This is a genomic window from Streptomyces sp. CA-179760 (genome assembly GCF_050937045.1).
Lineage (GTDB): Bacteria > Actinomycetota > Actinomycetes > Streptomycetales > Streptomycetaceae > Streptomyces.
Map to the genome: position 1 here is coordinate 1,242,946 of NZ_JBNJLZ010000001.1, position 17,867 is coordinate 1,260,812.

Annotated in this window: 12 protein-coding genes; 5 read left to right on the forward strand and 7 right to left on the reverse strand. The window is 72.2% G+C overall.

What is annotated here, in order from left to right; translation table 11 throughout:
• Positions 1-14 precede the first annotated feature (14 nt).
• The 5 genes from ACQEV8_RS05445 to ACQEV8_RS05465 are packed head-to-tail and all read left to right on the forward strand — an operon-like array spanning position 15 to position 5,390.
• Complete coding sequence (locus ACQEV8_RS05445) at positions 15-1,358, forward strand: ABC transporter substrate-binding protein (RefSeq protein WP_432957809.1); 1,344 nt, start codon at positions 15-17, stop codon at positions 1,356-1,358.
• On the forward strand, positions 1,355-2,266 hold the full coding sequence (locus tag ACQEV8_RS05450) for a carbohydrate ABC transporter permease (protein WP_432957811.1): 912 nt from the start codon (positions 1,355-1,357) through the stop codon (positions 2,264-2,266). Before ACQEV8_RS05445 ends, ACQEV8_RS05450 begins: the two co-directional genes overlap by 4 nt.
• Entirely contained in the window at positions 2,263-3,207 is a 945-nt protein-coding gene (locus ACQEV8_RS05455; protein WP_432957813.1) for a carbohydrate ABC transporter permease, read from the forward strand. Before ACQEV8_RS05450 ends, ACQEV8_RS05455 begins: the two co-directional genes overlap by 4 nt.
• A gap of 27 nt (positions 3,208-3,234) precedes the next feature.
• Positions 3,235-4,143, forward strand: coding sequence for a 5-dehydro-4-deoxyglucarate dehydratase (locus ACQEV8_RS05460; RefSeq protein ID WP_432957815.1), 909 nt, complete (start codon positions 3,235-3,237; stop codon positions 4,141-4,143).
• Positions 4,140-5,390 carry a glucarate dehydratase family protein gene (locus tag ACQEV8_RS05465; protein ID WP_432957817.1) on the forward strand — a complete coding sequence of 417 codons (1,251 nt, stop codon included), beginning with the start codon at positions 4,140-4,142 and terminating at the stop codon, positions 5,388-5,390. The genes ACQEV8_RS05460 and ACQEV8_RS05465 overlap by 4 nt, the downstream gene beginning before the upstream one ends.
• A 37-nt stretch (positions 5,391-5,427) precedes the next feature.
• On the opposite strand, the gene ACQEV8_RS05470 is transcribed toward ACQEV8_RS05465, so the two are convergent.
• From ACQEV8_RS05470 to ACQEV8_RS05500, 7 genes are all read right to left on the reverse strand, one after another.
• On the reverse strand, positions 5,428-6,324 hold the full coding sequence (locus tag ACQEV8_RS05470; RefSeq protein WP_432957819.1) for a peptidoglycan-binding protein: 897 nt from the start codon (positions 6,322-6,324) through the stop codon (positions 5,428-5,430).
• Positions 6,324-7,868 (reverse strand): DUF6519 domain-containing protein, encoded by a 1,545-nt coding sequence (locus tag ACQEV8_RS05475; RefSeq protein ID WP_432957821.1) that lies wholly within the window; start codon positions 7,866-7,868, stop codon positions 6,324-6,326. The genes ACQEV8_RS05470 and ACQEV8_RS05475 overlap by 1 nt, the downstream gene beginning before the upstream one ends.
• 96 nt (positions 7,869-7,964) lie before the next feature.
• Positions 7,965-10,148 carry a hypothetical protein gene (locus tag ACQEV8_RS05480; RefSeq protein ID WP_432957823.1) on the reverse strand — a complete coding sequence of 728 codons (2,184 nt, stop codon included), beginning with the start codon at positions 10,146-10,148 and terminating at the stop codon, positions 7,965-7,967.
• Positions 10,148-14,008, reverse strand: coding sequence for a putative baseplate assembly protein (locus tag ACQEV8_RS05485; protein WP_432957825.1), 3,861 nt, complete (start codon positions 14,006-14,008; stop codon positions 10,148-10,150). Before ACQEV8_RS05485 ends, ACQEV8_RS05480 begins: the two co-directional genes overlap by 1 nt.
• Complete coding sequence (locus ACQEV8_RS05490; protein ID WP_432957827.1) at positions 14,005-17,115, reverse strand: putative baseplate assembly protein; 3,111 nt, start codon at positions 17,113-17,115, stop codon at positions 14,005-14,007. The genes ACQEV8_RS05485 and ACQEV8_RS05490 overlap by 4 nt, the downstream gene beginning before the upstream one ends.
• Positions 17,112-17,507 (reverse strand): GPW/gp25 family protein, encoded by a 396-nt coding sequence (locus tag ACQEV8_RS05495; RefSeq protein WP_432957829.1) that lies wholly within the window; start codon positions 17,505-17,507, stop codon positions 17,112-17,114. Before ACQEV8_RS05495 ends, ACQEV8_RS05490 begins: the two co-directional genes overlap by 4 nt.
• Entirely contained in the window at positions 17,504-17,848 is a 345-nt protein-coding gene (locus ACQEV8_RS05500; RefSeq protein ID WP_432957831.1) for a hypothetical protein, read from the reverse strand. The genes ACQEV8_RS05495 and ACQEV8_RS05500 overlap by 4 nt, the downstream gene beginning before the upstream one ends.
• Positions 17,849-17,867 lie beyond the last annotated feature (19 nt).

A 17,867-nucleotide genomic window follows, 5' to 3' on the forward strand; every position in this document is an offset into this window, starting at 1 on the left:
ACGGAGAACCACCCATGCGGGATCGCCGACGCTGCATCGACATGCGGCTCCGCCGCCTGGCTGCCGCGCTCGCCGTCTCGGGGCTCCTGTTCGGAACGGCCGCCTGCGGCTCCGGTTCCGGCAGCTCCCGTGCCGGCGATCCGAACACGCTGGAGGTGTGGACCCGGAGCGATCCGGAGTCCGCCCAGACCTACCAGAGGGTCTTCGCCGCCTTCACCAAGAAGACCGGCATCAAGATCGACTACCAGCCGGTCATGAACTTCGACCAGCAGCTCCAGAGCCGCGCGTCCACCAAGGACCTGCCGGACGTCATGATCAACGACACGGCCCTGATGGGCAGCTACCAGGCCCAGGGCCTGCTCAAGCCGATCACCCCGGACTCGATCTCCGGACATGACGAGATCACCGCCAAGTCCTGGTCTTCCACCGTGGGCCGCGACGGCAGGCACTACGGCATCCCGTACTCCCGTCAGGCCATGACGCTGTTCGTCCGCAAGGACTGGCGGGAGAAGCTCGGCCTTCCGCAGCCGAAGACCTGGCAGGACACCCTCGCCCTCGCCAAGGCCTTCGCCACCCGCGATCCCGACGGGGACGGCAGGAAGGACACGTACGGCATGGTCGTGCCCGGCAGCGCCCAGAACGGCTATGCCGCCTGGTGGGGCTCCAGCTGGCTGTGGCAGGGCGGCGTGCAGATCCTCCAGAAGGAGGGCACGGGCTACCGGCCCGCCATGGACTCGGCGGCGGCCCTGCGCACCGTCACCTGGATGAAGAAGAACCTCTTCTGCGGCGACAGCGGTGTCATCCAGCCCAGCGCCCTGACCTCCGTCACCGCGAACACCACCAACTTCCAGGACGGCAACGCCGGGATGTACCTCACCGGCCCGTACAACATCTCCACGTTCGACCAGGCGCTCGGCAAGGACAAGTACGAGGTCCTGCCCGCGCCCACGGGCCCGGCCGGGAACAACAACGTGCTGGCCGACGGCGAGAACGTCTACTTCGGCGCCAAGACCGGCAAGGCGAAGCAGGAACAGACGCTCGCCGCGTTCCTGGTCTCCCCCGAGGGCCAGGAGCTCGCCATGACAGGCGAGCACCAACCCGTGGTGCGTATCCCCGTCAACTCCACGCTCGACGCGGCGAAGGTGCGCAAGGACCCCCGCTGGAGCGTGGTGCAGAAGGCGTACGAGACGGCCTCCGTGCAGTTCCCCAACGCGCCGAACTTCGCCCCGATCAAGCAGGACACCGCCGACGCGCTCAACGCGATCTTCACGTACTGCGGCAGCGACGTCCGCTCCGGCCTGAAGGAACTCAACGACACCCTCGCCGGTGACCTCAAGGACCAGGACCTGTTGAAATGACCGCGACCGTGACGACACCCGGGCCGCGCAGAGCCCGGATCATCGGCAAGAAGACCGTACTGCCCTGGCTGTTCCTCGCCCCGGGCCTGCTGCTCGCCCTCGTCTTCAAGTTCCTGCCCATGGGCAAGGGCGTCTGGCTGAGCTTCTTCGACGTGCGGCCCTTCCTCGGTGACCAGTGGGTCGGCCTCGACAACTACACCCGGGTCCTGACCGACCACCGCTTCCAGGACGCCATCGGCCACACCCTGCTCCTCGGCGTCGGGATGTCGCTCGGCGGCATAGTCGTCGGCTCCGCACTGGCGTTGTTGCTGGAAGGTCAGGCCCGCTCGCTGAAGTTCATCCGTACCGCCGTGTTCCTGCCCGTCGTCACCGCGACCGCGGTGGTCGGCGAACTGTGGCGGCTGATGTACTACCCGACCTCCGACGGCCTCATCAACAGCGGTCTCGGACTCTTCGGTCTGGGGCCCGTGCCCTACCTGGACAACCCCGACACGGCGCTGTGGGCGACGATGGTCATGGGCATCTGGATGCTCGCCCCGTACAACATGGTGATCATCCTCGCCGGACTGGCGGGCGTGGACCGCTCGTTGTACGAGGCCGCCGCGATGGACGGTGTCTCGCTGTGGCAGCGGCTGCGGCACATCACGCTGCCCGCGATCCGGCCCGCCCTCGGCATCGTCCTCACCCTCGCCGCCATCCGCGGGCTGCGCGTCTTCACCGAGGTGTACGTCCTCACCGGCGGCGGCCCGGCCGGGTCCACCGATGTGTGGATGACCCGCGCCTACACCCTCGGCTTCACCCGTAACGACATCGGCGGCGCCTCGGCCGCCTCCGTGGTTCTGCTCTGCGTGACGCTGCTGCTCACCGTCACGGTCAACTACCTCCGCAAGAGGGGAGACGTGAGATGAGCGCTCCCGCCATCGACCCCGTCCGGACACCGGTGACCTCCTCTCCCGCGCGCAAGTCCGCCGGGAAACAGCGCACCACCCCCGCCCGCTTCGACACCGCCCTCGGCTGGAACGACCGGCCGGGCCCCGCCTGGGCGCTGCGCGTGCTGCTCTGCCTGCTCGCCCTGGGCGTCTTCGCGGCGCCGTTCCTGACGATCTTCTCCGGTTCCTTCAGTGAGAAAGCCAGTGGTTCGACCCTGTCGTTCCTCCCGCACCACCCGACCCTGCTGAACTTCAAGGTGGCGGGCGAGCGCGGCATCTGGGACTACTTCGGCAACTCCCTGGTCATCGCCGGCGGCGGACTGCTGCTCCAGCTCGTCGTCTGTACGCTCGCCGCGTACGCGCTGGCCCGGCACAAGTTCCGTGGGCAGGCCCTGATCCTGACCCTGTTCATGCTGACGATGATGCTCCCCGAGGAGGTCATCGCCATCCCGCTGTCCCTGGTACTCGGGCATGTGCCCGTGGTCGGCATCGACCTGAAGGGCACCGTCTGGGGTGTGATCCTGCCGCTCGGCGCCTGGGGCTTCTCGGTGATGGTGCTCACCGAGTTCATGAAGGACATACCCACCGAGATCGAGGAGGCCGCCCGTATCGACGGCGTGGGCGAGCTGCGGATGCTGTGGCAGGTCATCCTGCCGCTGTGCAAGCCCGCGCTCGGCGTGGCCGGGGTGCTCGGCTTCATCATGATCTGGGACCAGTACCTGCTGCCCCTGATCGCCGCCAAGGACCCCACCGACTACACGGTCACCGTCGCCCTGTCCATCCTGCGCACCGACCCCGAGGTCGGCTCCGGGGTGGTGCTGGCCGGTGCGGTCATCGCCCTGATACCCAGCCTGCTCGTCTATCTGCTCCTCCAGCGCTCGCTGGTCACCGGCATCGCCGCCGGGGCCACGAAGGGCTGACCACTCACCCCCACGTTTGAGGGAGACATGAAGTTCCACGGAGTGCTGTTCTTCCCGGTCACGCCGTTCGCGGCGGACGGTTCACTGGACGAGGAACGGCTTGCCCAGCACATCGAGTCGGGTGTCGCCGCAGGGGCGGGAGGTGTGTTCGTCGCCTGCGGCACCGGCGAGTTCCACGCGCTGTCGGCGGAGGAGATCGAACGCGCCACCCGGGTCGCCGTCGAGACCACCGCCGGACGCGTCCCGGTCCTCGCGGCGGCCGGCGGCCCGACCCCGGTCGCCCGGGATCATGCCACCCGCGTCGAACGGGCCGGTGCCGACGGCATCCTGCTGCTGCCGCCCTACCTGGTCAGCGCCCCGCAGCAGGGTCTCGTGCGGTATGTGGAGGAGGTCACGTCCGCGACCGGGCTGCCCGTCGTCTTCTACCAGCGCGGCACCGCACGGCTGACCGCGGAGACGGCAGCCGAGATCGCCGCCCTGCCCGGGGTCGTCGGACTCAAGGACGGGATCGGGGACATCGAGCGGATGCACCGCATCGTCCGCGCGGTGCGTGCCGTGCCGGGCACGGAGGACTTCCAGTTCTTCAACGGCCTGCCCACCGCCGAGATGACCGCGCCCGCCTACAAGGGCGTCGGCGTCGACCTGTACTCCTCGGCGGTGTTCGCTTTCGCCCCGGAGATCGCCCTGGCCTTCCACCGGGCCCTCGCCGAGGACGACGACGCCCTGGTCAACCGACTCCTCGACGAGTTCTACGGTCCGCTGGTCGCCCTGCGCGACGAGGTTCCCGGTTACGCCGTGTCGCTCGTCAAGGCCGGGGTGACGCTGCGCGGCCTGGACGTCGGCGGCGTACGGGCCCCGCTGCTCGATCCGGCACCGGAGCACCTCGCCCGGCTCTCCGAACTCCTCGACCACGGACTGAAGGTGGCCGCCGCATGAGCGCGACGCGCATCCGGGAACTGATCATCACCCCGATCGCCTTCGGCGACCCGCCGCTGCTCAACTCCAACGGTGTGCACGAGCCGCTCGCCCTGCGGATCATCCTCCAACTGGTGCTGGAGGACGGCACGGTGGGCCTCGGGGAGTCCCCGGGCGGCACGGCCCGCCTGGAGCGGCTGCACATCGCCGCGCAGACGATCGTCGGCTTGGACGTCTTCGACACCACGGCCCTGGCCGCCGCGATCGACGCGGCCCTGCTGCCGACCGTGCCCAGCTCCCACGAGCGCGGCTGGACCACCTCGGCGATCGAGGTGGCCTGCCTCGACGCACAGGGCAAGCTGCTCGACCGCCCGGTCAGCGACCTGCTGGGCGGCCGGGTCCGCGACGCGGTGCCGTTCGCCGCGTACCTGTTCTACAAGTGGGCCGAGCACCCCGCGCTGGACGGCCGCCCGGCCATCACCGACGACTGGGGCGAGGCCCTCGACCCGGCCGGGATCGTCGAGCAGGCCCGGCTGATGCAGGAGCGCTACGGCTTCAAGTCGTTCAAACTCAAGGGCGGGGTGTTCCCGCCCGACGAGGAGATCGCCGCGATCCGGGCGCTGGCGGAGGCCTTCCCCGGGCAGCCGCTGCGGCTGGACCCGAACGGGGCCTGGACGGTCGAGACGTCCAAGTACGTCTCCCGTGAACTGGACGGTGTGCTGGAGTACTTGGAGGACCCGGCCTTGGGCATCCCCGGCATGGCGGAGGTCGCGAAGGACTCCCCCATGCCGCTCGCGACCAACATGTGTGTGATCGCCTGGGAGCATCTGAAGCCGGCCGTCGAGCAGGACTCGATCCAGGTCCTGCTCACCGACCACCACTACTGGGGCGGACTGCGCCGCACTCGTGAACTGGCCGCCGTCTGCGAGGCTTTCGGGCTCGCCCTGTCGATGCACTCCAACTCGCACCTGGGCATCAGCCTCGCCGCGATGACCCATGTCGGCGCGGCCATCCCCAACCTCGACCACTCCTGCGACACGCACTACCCGTGGAACTCGGCGGACGACGTCATCGTGCCGGGTGTGCTGGAGCTGCGCGACGGGGAGGTCAAGGTGCCCACAGGTCCTGGTCTCGGTGTGGAACTCGACCACGACCAGCTCGACCGGCTGCACCGGCGGTACGTGGAGTCCGGGATGCGCAGCCGGGACGACACCGGCTACATGCAACGGTTCCAGCCGGAGTACGAGCGGCTGCTCCCCCGCTGGTGACACCCGTGCGCCCCTCCGCCGGGAGGGGCGCACGCGCTCACTTCCCGGACCGGGGCACCTTCAGCCGATCCCAGGTGTGCTTCCCGGGGATGCCGTCGGCGTCCCGTCCGGAGAAGCCCTGCTTCTGCTGCCAGAGCGCGTAGGACCGGCGGTCGGCCTCGGACCAGTCGGGGCTGGGCCCCTCCTCGTAGCGGCTGCAGCCCTCGGCGACCAGGCGGCGGCCCATCGCCGTGATGATCGGGGAGCGCTGTCCGACGTGGAAGAACGCTGCGCCCGGGAACGGCTCGTAGGACGGCTTGGGCGCGGGCTTGGGGTCCGGGTCCGGCTTGGTGCCGCCCCCGGCGCCCTTCAGCCGGTCCGATATGCGCTTGCGCATGCCGTCCATGGTGAAGCCGCGCGGGTCCACCTTGCCCGGCTGCCACTCCTTGTGACCGATGACGGAGCGCTCGGACCAGCCGTGGTGGCGGCAGATCGCCGCCGACACCTTCTCGATGGCCTCCTTCTGCGCCTCGGGCCAAGGGTCCTTGCCGTTGCCGAGGTTGATGCACTCGAAGCCGTAGAAGTGCCGGTTGCCGTCGGTGTCGGCCTCGTTATCGCCCGGCAGCTTCGACTCGTTGATCACGGCGCGCAGGACATCGCTGTCGCCGAGACCGGCGTGGTTGGCCCGGCCGTTGCCGACCAGGTGCACATGGCCCTTCTTGTCGATGACGCCGTGGCACAGCGGTCCGGGCAGGCTCGAGTAGCCGTCGTAGCAGATGTCGACGGAGGAGGCGGTGCCGGAGGTGACGGTGTGGTGGATCATCACGCCGTTCACCGGGCCCCAGGGGCCCTTGCTGTTGCGGTTGTGGGTGCGCCAGCTGCGGACCTCGTGGACGGTCACGCCCTCGGCCCGCAGGATCTCCACCAGCTTCGACGCGCTGAGCGGCTTGGCCATCAGTTCTCTCCTTCGACGGAGGCTTCCGCCTCCGCTGTGGTCTGGGACCTCCCCTGTGAAGGGTCCTCGGCGGCCAGCTCCTCGCGGCGGGCCTGTTCTTCGGCGGCGAGCGTCGCCTCGTCGGCGGCCGGCATGCTGCTCGCCAGCGGGCCGAACGCCAGGCGCAGATCGACCGCGCTGCCCTCGCCCTTGATCAGGGCCAGCGGGGCGAAGTGCCGGGCGATGCCGGCCGGTCCCCGGAGCAGCGGGCGGCGGGCCGGATCGACCGGCCACTCGACGCCGCCGGTGGCGGTGCGGGCGGGCACGATCCAGTGGTCGCCGGTGCGGTAGGCGCCGCCCTTGGCGAAGTACACCTCGACGCCGTCCTCGAGGGGCAGCCACTCCCCCTCCGTGACGGGGATCGCGCCGCCGCGCAGATCGGTGCTGCGGCCCTTGCGCTTCGGGCCGCCCCGGTGGTCCCAGCGGCGCAGGTACGGGTTCAGATGCGCCAGCCGTCCGACACCCGGGTCGGGTTCGGCCGAGAGGCGGACCCGGCGGCCGGGCAGGTCCAGTTCCTCGACACGCAGCAACGGCAGGGGCTCCAGGCGGGAGGCGTAGGCGGTGTCCGTGAACTCCACGTGGTCGCCGACGTCCAGGTCCAGCTTGTCGTCATGACCGAGGGATGCCAACTGCACCCAGGTGCCGTCGAGTTCGTCGACGGGGAAGACGACGGAGCCGTTCTCCCGGGACCACTTGAAGGTGGCGTCCTTCGCCTCGCCGCCCGCGTGGACCTCCACCCGGTACAGCTGGTTCTCCGGGCCACGGTAACGGGCGTCCGGCTTGACCAGGCACGGGTCCTCGTCGGCGTGGCCGGGCCGCTCGCTGCGGGCGGCCAGCCGGGCCGAGGGCGCCGACTGGCGCTGCGCCCAGCGGGTGAAGGCGGCCCGGACGACCTCCTTGGACGGGTCGGTCTCCTCGATCTCCAGCTGAGTGAGGGAGAGCGGCAGTACCTGCCAGACGACCTTGAGGCGGGCGGCGGTGTCGGGCATGGCCGACCCGAGGGCGACCTCGCGCAGCGCGGGGTCCTCGGCCGCGTTGACCGAGCGCTCCCACACGTTCAGGTAGACGAGGAACGGCGTCTGGGCGGGCGAGGGCAGCCGGTCGCCGGGCTTCTCCGGGTCGCGGAAGGCGTCGGGCTGGTCCCAGTAGGTCCACTGCGCGGGCGGCTCCGGCGCGGACTCCTCGCTCTCCTCGTCGGTGACGGGCACCCCGGCCGCGGGGCGGTCGGCGTCGCACAGGATGCCGTCGACGTAGTAGCGGCCGCCGTGGACGACGAGGGTGTCGATCTCGTGCTTGCCTCCCACGTACTCGATGCGGAAGCCGGCGGCGTCGCGCGGTCCGCCGTGCGGTCCGATCAGGTCGGCGGCGAGACTGCGGGCCTGGTGGAGCTGGATGGCGGTCTGCTCGTTGAGATCGGCGTCGAGCTGGACGCGGCCCTGCTGGGCGACGACCGCCGAGTAGTGCCGCTCCGGGCGGAACGTGGAGCGGGAGAGGTCTGCGTGCATGAAGGGTGTCCCCTCGGGTTCAGAAGTGCGGGTTCACGAAGTCGGTGGCGGTACGGCCAGCCGGTGGCGATGCGGCTCAGCCGGTGGCGGTGCGGCTCACGTCACGAAGAAGATCCCGGCGTCGGTGCCGGCCGGCGTGTACTCGGCGAGCCGGGCCCGCAGGCCGTCCTCGCGCTGCGGCCGGTACAGGTCGTGGAAGGCGCCCATCTCGGCGCCGTCGTCCGCCCCCCGCCGGATCTCCTCGGGACACCGATCGGCGAGCAGCCCGTACCAGGGCGTGCCGTAGCGCTGGGACGTGAACGACGGCTTGATGTCCGTGCAGCGGTGGCGGCGCGGGGTGCGCGAGCCGGTGGGGACGCGGGAGTAGCGCACGCAGCCGATGCCGCGCCGGGCCACGTGGAGCCGGCCCGTGAAGACGCTGTTCTCGGCGATCTTCACCGCGTGCGTGTGGATCTCGCCGATGACGGTGGTGCGGTGCAGGTGCAGCACGGCGTGGGCGTGGCGGCAGTCCGGGGCGGACAGGGCCTCGCGGTCGTCGGCGGTGGCGTCGAGGACGCTGTCCCGGATGTGGATGTCGAGGGGGTCCTCGCCCACCTCGTCGCCGATGACCTCGATGGTGCCGAGGATGCTGTGCTCGATCTGGAGGCACCCGGTGGTGCGGTCCAGGACGATGCTCGGCTCCTCGGGCGAGTGCGGATCGCACTCCGGCTCCAGGGACCAGCCGGGCACGAGCGTGCTGTGCCGTACGACGACGGCGCCCATCGCGCCGGTCACGTTGATGCCTCGTCCGGCGACCAGCAGCCCGTCGAGGACGACGCGCGGACGCTCGTGCGGGCCGCAGTCATCCGACACCGCGCGGATGTTGAGCGCGTCCGGGCGGTTGCTGTACCAGTCGAGCAGGCGGATCACGGGGCGTGTGCCCTCCGCCGCCCGCACCTCGAGCCGGTCGCCCGGGTCGAGGTCGAAGTCCAGCTGCTCCTGGTAGGCGCCGCTGTGCGTGATCTCGATGATGCCGTCGGGCCCGGTGCGGCCCGCCCGGCGGTCGTGCTGCCAGGCCCGGTAGGCGTCCATGATCTGCCGGTAGGGCTGTCCGGGCCCGACCCGGTAGAAATCCGCGTCCGGGCGCGGCTCACGGTCGCGCTCGTACTCGCCGCCGCCCATGTCGGCCCCGAACGCGTAGTGGTAGTCCACCCATACGCCCTGCCGGGGCGCGGACCGCGAACCGAAGGCGATCCGGCCCAGTTCGGGGTCGACGGCCACCTGGCCACGCTTGGGGCGGTAGCGCCAGTCCGACAGGTCGGCGACCACGATGTCCGAGGGCGGAACCGGGTTGTCCTCGCCGTCGCGCCGGATGACGAAGCTCTTGCCGGGGCCGTAGAAGTCGAGCAGCCGGTCGTGCAGGAGACGGCGGGTGACGAACGCCGGCACGTTGTCGACGGTGGCGGTGGGGGTCCCCCCGCTCGAGCGAAGTCGAGAGTGGGGGAGCGTCGGCGAGGGCTCCGGGAACGGCTTGGTGACCAGCGGGGTGTCGTTGCCGAGGATCGAGAAGGTGTAGAGGTTGCGGGCCCGGTCGATGCAGTAGGCCGGGGTCCGGGTCAGCGCGTACGCCTTCAGCCGCCATACGAACAGGGCGACGCCGGCCGGGGTCCAGCCGCCCTGCCGGTGCCGTGACTCGGCGCGGCGGACGTCGGCCGTACGGGCCGCGTTCGCGAAGGGGCCGCCGCCGAGGGCGAGTTCGGCTCCGTCGCGCAGATCGGTCAGCCGGCCGCGCTCGCCCCTGTGGGTGCCGGTGCCGTACAGCTTCACCGGCTGGGTGTGGGCCACCTGCCGGGACAGTTCGACGGCACGCGCGGGCCAGGCCGCGACCTGCTCGGACAGTTCCTCCAGCAGGTGCAGGGTGCCCTTGCGACGGCGGCTCGCGACCGTGGCCGCCACGTCCCGGCGCGGCGCCACGGCCTCGGCGAGAGCGGCCCGGCCGCCGTCGTGGAGGCCGGTGGTGAGGACTCGTTCGTAGCCGGGCAGGGTGCGGTAGCCGACGAGGTCGCCGAGGTACGGCAGCACCCAGGGGGCCGCCGTCTCCACGAACAGGTCCTCGTAGCCCTGCTGGACGCCGTCGCGGACGCGGTCGACCTGTTCGGCGATCACGGCGAGCAGCGCGCGCAGCGGCTCGCCCTCCTCGGTGTCGCGCAGCCGGTGCCAGCGGGGCAGCAGGTCGGCGAGCCCGTCCGGCTCCCTGGGCACCACCGGGGCCGGGGCCTCCAACTGGGGATCCGGGGACATCACTTGACCTCCGTCAGAATCAGGGTGTCCGCGGCCCGGGGCGACAGCAGCGCGAGCTGGGCCGGGCGGATGCCGCGGAAGACGTACACCGACCGGCCCTTGGGCAGGCGCCGGGTGTCGGTGATGTCAGGGTTGAGGCGCAGCAGTTCGGCGAGCGGGACGCCGTACTTCACGCAGATCTCCGACAGCGTCTCGCCGTTCTCGGCGCGGACCGTGTGGATCTTCTCGTCGTACGTCGCCGGGTGCGCGGGGACGGACGCCTTGGGCGGGCCTGGCCGGGTGAGCAGTTCGGTGAGTTCCTCCGGGGTGGCGGAAGCGGGCACGCCGGTGAAGACGTCGACGTCCACGTAGTCGACGCCGGGCACGGTGTGGGCGGTGGCCAGGACCTCGGAGAGGCGGGCGGGCCGGCCCAGCTCCCGGCCCTCGAAGCCGAGCCGGTTCAGCAGGGCCTGCCGCAGGCGCGGCTCGACGTGGTGCCAGGCGTGGTCGGGGGCCACCTTCACCTGCGCGGCGATCAGCAGCAGGACCAGTTCCCGGCCGTCGACGCGGACCGGGAGGTTGGGGTCGCCGTACTCGGTGAGGGCGCCGCGCAGGGCGCGCAGGGTGTCCGAGTCGGGGGCGATGGGCACATCGTCCGTGCCCGCCACCGTCACGTGCAGCACCCGCCGCCGCCCGTCGAAGAGTTCGCGTGCCGAGGCCCGGCCGATGCCGGCGCGGGAGCGGGCGAAGTCCTCGTAGTCGGACTCGGACACCAGCCGGTCCAGCGCCGAGACGGCCAGCGGGACCGTACGGCGGGTCAGGCCGGGGCCGTCGGCGTCGGCGCCGCCGGTGGCCGGGCGCGGGTTGGTGACCGCGGTGACGCCCAGGGGCCGGGTGAGTGGCTGGGTGACGCGGTCGGCGGGCACGTTGGCGGCCCTGCCGGTGCCGAAGCGGTAGCGGGCGCGGACGTTCTCGTGACCGGAGGGCAGCCGGGCGCCGTGCACTCCGTCGCCGAAGGTCACGGTCGTCCGGCCGTCGGCCGTGGCACCGCTGATGTAGACCCGCTCGGTCGGGCTGCGCCCGGCGAGACTGTCGACCTCGTGCCACAACACGCCGTCGACGCGGAGCTCCAGCACGGGGGTGGCGCCGAGGGGGTTGTCGTCGGCGAGCCAGGTCAGCGGGGACTGCCAGAGCGCGAAGGTCTGGTTGACGCGGTCCGAGTCCCCGCTGCCGATGGCCTCCTCGCGGCTCTCGCCGTGGGTGGCCTCGACGACGTTGCCGAGGATGCGGACCGTCTCGCGACGGTAGCGGTGGGCGAGGTCTGCGGTGAGGGTGAGCCGCGTGTGAACGTGGTCGCCGGGGAGTTGCGGGTCGACCGCCGGGTCGGCGGCGGCGACGGTGACCACCTCGGTGGCCTTCACTCCGGCCGTGCCCGGGATGTCGCTGCGCTCACCCGCCACCATCAGCGTGCGGCCGGGCCGCAACCCCTCGTACAGCTCGGCGAGTTCGATCTCGTTGCCGTGCACGTCCTCGCCGAGGGGCTCGTCGGCGAGACGCAGGGGTTCCCCGGCCGCGTGCACGGTGGTGTCGCGGATGTGCGACAGCAGGACGTCGAACTCGTCCAGCCAGGGGTCGGCGAGGGTGAGTTCGGTGCCGCGGCCGGTGATGCCGTAATTGCTGTAAGCGGCGGTACGCGCGGCCACCACCTGGGTGGTGACGAACGCCAGCTTCGGATCGCCGGGCACACCGCCCTCGGCTCCCTTGGCGGGCCGCTGGATCGCCACCCAGCTGCCGACGGTGATGCCCTCGTGCACGGTGTCCAGCTGGAGCGTGCGGCGGTTGACGGGCTCCGGCTTGCTGGCGATGACGACCTCGACGCCCGGCTCGGCGCTGCCCACCGTGTACGTGAGGCTGACCTCGTGGTCGCCGTGCGTGAACTGCTCACTGGCGCCCGGCCGCAGGGCGATCTGCTGGGACGTGCCGTTGTGGACGCCGACGTGGACCAGGCCCTCGTCGTCGGGCCGGGACACGAAGAGCGTGCGCTCGGGCAGGCCCGAGTGGAGGCGGGCGGTGACGCCGGGTTCCTGTGAGTCGGCGGGCCTGCGGTTCAGCCAGCTCAGGTCGCGGTCCTGGCCGGAGCGCACGGACAGCTCGACCTGACCGGGGCCGAGCGTGAAGGTGACCGGCTGGGTGACGGGCAGGTTCTCCGCACGCTGGTCGGAGCTGCTGCCCTCGACGTACTGGAACTCGGCCCGCACCGGGGACTTGCCCGCCGTGTCGAAGACAACCCGCATGGTCGCCAGCACCGCGCCGGTCAGCGGCCAGTCGGCGGTACGGATGACCCGGCCGCGATCGTCCTGGACCGGCTTCAGCGGAGCCGTGGCACCGAAGGGGGCCGCCGTGACGCGCAGGGCGAGCAGCTCGCGCAGAAGCTGCGGGGCACCGGGGGCGGCGGCCGTCCGCCAGGCCGGGTAGAGACTGCCGAGGCCGGGGTTGAGGGCGGAGAGGAGGCGGGCGGTGTCGGTGCCGGGGAGCTGCCGGCCGGTGGTGCCCCGGGGTGCGGGGGCGGTGGCGCGCAGGGCCGGAAGTACAACCCCCAGGGCTTCCAGAGCGGCAGCTCGCGAATCGCCCATCAGGGGCGCGGGCCGTGTCAATGTGCGGCTCCGCCGCGTGGGCGCGACCAGCCCCGACGGCGCAGCAGACGGCCGCGCGCCCACCACCCCACCCTCCTCGTCCGTATCCGTCTGCGCGGGCGCCAACTCCAGTGCCTGCTCAGCAAGTTCGGCAAGCACCGCTTCCAGCTGCTCGAACCAGGCCGCCACACCCTCATACGGAGCAGCCAGCACCTGCGCCTCACCGAGGCGGGCAAGAGGCTCGGCAAGACGCGCCGCGAGCCGCTCGGGCGTCTTGACCTCGTCCAGGTCATTACGGAGCGGTTCGAGGACCTGGTCCTCGAAGTCCTCGATCAGCCGGCTGACCGGCCGCGGGTTGGGAACCTCCGGCGTGGGCGGCTCCTCCCCCGGCTCTCCCGGCTGGACCGGCGGAGCCGTCCAGCGCCGTACTTCATCGACGAGTTCCTTCAGCGTCGCCGGCGCCGACTTCGGCAGCGAGATCGCCGTGATCTCGTCGTCCCGGTCGACGCGCGTCTTCGCCACGGGGAGCAGCTTGCGCGCACCACCCGCGCCCTCCCCGAAGACGAACAGCAACTGGTCGCCGGTCTGCAGGGAGAGGCCCGTGCCCTCGACGAACAGCTCGGAGCGCTTCTCGAGGTCCTGCGGGGTGAGCAGCGAGGGACGGCGGCGGCGGACCTTCAGCTCGTTGAAATCCCAGCGGGCCGTCAGATCCCTTGCGGTCTCGAACGTCAGCGACGCCTCATCGGCGGAGGCCGGCACGCTGTGGCTGCGCGCCCCACGCGGGATCAGCACGTTCTGCGCCTCGGCACGCGGGTCGCGTTCGAGGGTGTACGCCAGATGCGTGGCGGCGGCGACACCGGGACGCGGGCGGTGTCCGACGAGCCGGCCGAGCAGCACCAGGGAGCGGTGCTCGTCGGCGGTGCGGAGGTAGGCCTCGTCGGCGATCCGCTCGGAGTGGAAGGTGAGCAGGTCGCCGAGGACGGCCGTGGCGTCGAGCAGGCCGATCGCCGGGTCGTCCGGGGTGCGGACGGTCAGGCGGTTCAGCGCCGGGTAGGCGGGCGAGGCGAGCCGGTCGAGCAGGGCGGCCAGGAAGGAGCCGTACTCGCCGACGCGGTAGTCGAGCGCTGTGCGGCCGGGCGGGTTGTGCGGCGGCGTCGGCGCGAGGCGCTCGTCGTGGCCGCCGCGGCAGGCACCGCCGCAGCCGCAGCCGCAGTCGTCGGTCGCGGGGACCGGGTGCGGGTCCGTCATCGGGCACCTCCCAGGGATATCGCCAGCAGGCCGTTCTCCGGCCGGTCCGGGTCGTTGTCGCAAGTGGCGATCTCCAGCGGGCCGAGCCGCAGCACGCCGTCCTCCCTCTCTCCTCGGTCCTGTTCGGACAGCCGGCGCAGCCTGGTCACCTCGACGCTCTCCACCCCGGGCACGGCCGCGGCGACGGCGACCAGGCGGCTGAGCCGGACCGGTTCGCCGAAGGTCAGCGCGTCGGGGTGGAAGAAGCCGAGCCGTCCGCCGGGCAGCCGTCCGCTGCCGAGCACGCGGTACAACTCGGCCAGGATCTGCCCGTGCTGGTGCCCCGGCTCGGCGCAGACGCTCAGTGCGATGTCGAGCGGCACCAGGCGGGCGGGCCCCACCACGAGGTCGTGGCCGATGCGCCGGTACGTCTCCAGGGCCTGGGCGACCGAGTCGAGCAGGCCCGGCGAGGGGTCGGCGGTGCCGTACGCGTCGATCGCGATGTGTGCTTCCTGGACGCTGCCGGTCCAGCGGATCTCGGCCGCCGCCCGCTGCACGCCCGGCAGGGCGCCGGCGAGGGCGGCGTAGTCGTCGGCGGTGACCGCGCGCAGCCGAGTGCGGCGCAGGTCGAGCGGGGCGAGCTGGCGTACCTGCTCGACGGGTTCCGGCTGGGTGCCGCCGGTGGCGGGCAGCGGGTTGCGCACCACGGCTGCCGGCGCCTCGCAGTCGCCCTGCACGACCAGGTGGTTGATGGCCTCGGCGCCGACGTTGCCCGCGGTGCCGCCGCCGAGCCGGTGGCGCAGCTCGAGGCGGGAGCCGGGCGTGGGCCTCGCGCCGTGCCGGCCGTCGCCGAAGCGCAGCGCGAGGCGGCCGTCGTCCTCCAGTTCGCCGACGAAGTGCCGCTCGCGGGGACCGCTGTCCAGCAGGTCGCGGCGCGGCACCCAGGTCTGGTCCCCGTCGTGCGGGCGTACGGCGGGCAGCGCCCGGCGCGGGTCCTGGGCGAGGGCGGCGGTCGCCGAGCCGCGCAGCACCGTCTCCTCGGGGTGGAGTCCGGTCGCGTAGACCGGGCCCCAGGCGTGGGCGATCTCCCAGGCGATGTGCCCGTCGAGGACGGTTCCGGCCCGGGCCCGGGCGGCGAGGACCTCGACGCGGCGCAGCTTGGTGTCGAGCAACTGGTCGCTGCGGTAGAGCAGTTCACGCAGGGCCCGGACCGGGTGGCGGTGCAGTTCGAACCGCTCCAGCACGTTCAGGCCGTAGATCACGGCGAGTTCGGCGATCTCCTCCTGGCCGAGTCCGTCCCGGTCGCGGGCGCTGCGCCACAGCTCGACGAGCCGCTGCCGTACCCGGCCCGGGATCGCCGAGATCCGCTCGGCCTGCCCGGCGGCGACGGTGCCGGGGTCGGGGAAGGGCACCGCCTGGGTGACGGGCGTACGGCCGATGACCGGGCGGAAGCGGGGCGCGATACCGGGGTAGACGGACTGGGCGAGCAGGGTGCGCAGGGCGGCGGCCTGGGCGTACGCGGTGCCGGGGACGACCTGTTCGTGCCGCTGCCCGGCACTCTCCAGGCCGAGTCCGGCGCGGTTGGTCGCGGCCTCCCCTACGACGTCGAAGAGTTCGCGGACGTCACCGGGTACGAGGGCCCGGCCCGACTCGGTCCGGTCCGTGAGGGCGTTGATCAGCCGTGCGGGGGCGTTGCCCTCCTCGGTGTCGTGGCAGCCGAAGGCGGGAGGGTCGCAGGGGGCGGTCACGGCGGGCGCGGGCGGCACGGTGACCGTCTCGGGCAGGCCGGTCAACGTCCGTCCGTGGTCGGCGAGGACGACGTTGCCCCGGGCGAGGGTGACGTCCTCGACGGGCAGGCAGTCGCGTCCGCCGCGGGTGGTGAGGCAGAGCGGGAAGCGCAGCGCGTCCTCGGCGGCCCAGGTGATCTCCAGGACCGGCTGGTCCTCGATCCGGTCGAGGCCGGGTGTGACGGAGGTGATCCGGACGGCCTGGCGGTGGGCGGGGTCGGCGTCGCCGGGGGTGCCGGTGCGCGGGCCCTTCACCTCCTCCAGGACGAGCACGTCGCCCGGCCTGAGGGCCAGCCGGCGCTCGCGGCAGGTCTCCGGGTCCACCCAGGTGTCCCGCAGGGTGGCGGCGGTGGCGCCCTGCGGCAGGGTGCACACCTCTCCGCCCCAGGTCCACAGCCGGATGGCGTTGTGCGCGACCCGCAGCTCCAGCGGGTCGGTGGCGACGACCGGTTCGAAGACCTCCACCGAGCCGCGCTCGTCGAGGTCCCCGAGGTCGGCCTCGTCGATCACCGTGCCCGGTTCGGGACGGTCGTGCGGATCGAGGCTGCGAACGTCGACGGAGGCGAAGCGGAAGGTGCCCGGGGCGAGCGTGACGTCGTCGGCGGTCCGGACGGTGACGTAGGCGCGGGCGTTGCAGCCGTCGTGCATCGCGTAGTCGATGAGCTTGACGTGACGGCGTACGGAGACCCGGCGGCGGGCGGTGTCGAGGTAGGCCTCGGTGGCGACCGCGTCCTGGTGGTAGCTGATCTGGTCGCCGGTGTGGGCGAGGAGTTCGACGAGGGTCATGCCCAGGTCGGCGGGGTTGCGCTCGGCCCAGTCGGGGGTGGTGAGCGCGAGCCGGTCCAGGAGCAGCTTGCGGATGGTGTCGTAGTCGCGGGCCGTGTAGTCGATGACGGGCGCGGCGGGGAAGTCCGTCTGAGGCCGGTCCTCGTCCTCGCAGTCGAAGGGGGTGGGGCGGTCGGGCCGGAAGGAGAAGGTGGCGCTGTGGTAGCGCTGGTCGAAGCCGCGGTACGGCTCGGTGCCGGGCCGACCGTAGGGGTCGGTCTCGACGAGGGAGAGCCGGTAGCGGGAGGTGTCTCCCGCCCGGTCGAGGGTGACGTAGAGCCGGTCGTCGAGCTCCGGGTCCTCCTCGCGTTCGACGCTGACGTCGACGGCGGTGATGCCGGTGATACGGCGGCCGCCGTCGACGCGGACGTTCTCGGGGCCCAGACCGTGCGGGGCCTTGCCGAGGAAGGTGACGGTGAGCAGCAGGCCGTCGTCGCCTGTCTCGACGGTGTCGACACCGTTGAGCTGGGCAGCCCTCACCTTGGCGCGGCGGGACGCTGTGGTGCCGGTCGTCATGCGGCGGCCCTCCCTTCGAAGACGTCGTCGCGCCGGGTGCCGGTGGCCCGGACGGCGTACGACAGATACACACGGACGGAGTGGTCCTCGGTGACGATGTCGAGGGCCGTGACCTCGATGAGGTCGCCGAGCCAGCGCTGCAGCGCGGCCTGCACGGAGAGTTCGAGCGTGCTGATGAGCTCGGGACTGTTGGGCGCGAACACGAGGTCGAGGAGTCCGCAGCCGAAGTCGGGGCGCATCACGCGTTCGCCGGGGCTGGTGAACAGCAACTGCTCGATCAGGTCGTGGACGTGCTCGCCGTGGCCGGCGTGCGCGGTGCGGCCGCGGCGGTCGGCGCGGAAGGGGAACGCGATGTCGGAACGGGGCGCGGAGGCCCGGCTGGTGGGACTCATCGGACGGTGACCTTTCGCTGCGCGGCCTGGACGACGGGCGGCCCCTGCGGGACGAAGGCCGCGCTGAAGCACTGGGCCCCGGAGGTGTCGAGCAGCACGGGGGCGCCGTCGACCGTGATGCCGGTGCCGTCGGCGGTCCAGCGGACCGTGACGCACGGCGAGGGCAACCGGTCGACGGTGTGCGGGCAGCCGGTGACCACGTAGGAGTGCGCGGCCGTGGCGACGGCGGCACCCGCGACGCGGACGCCGCCGGAGGGCGGGGTGGCCGGGGTGACGCGCCCGCCGTGCGGGCAGCCGAGCACGGTGCCGGCGTCGAGAAGTCTTCTGGTCTTTCCTGTCACTTGCTGGATCCCCCGTCGT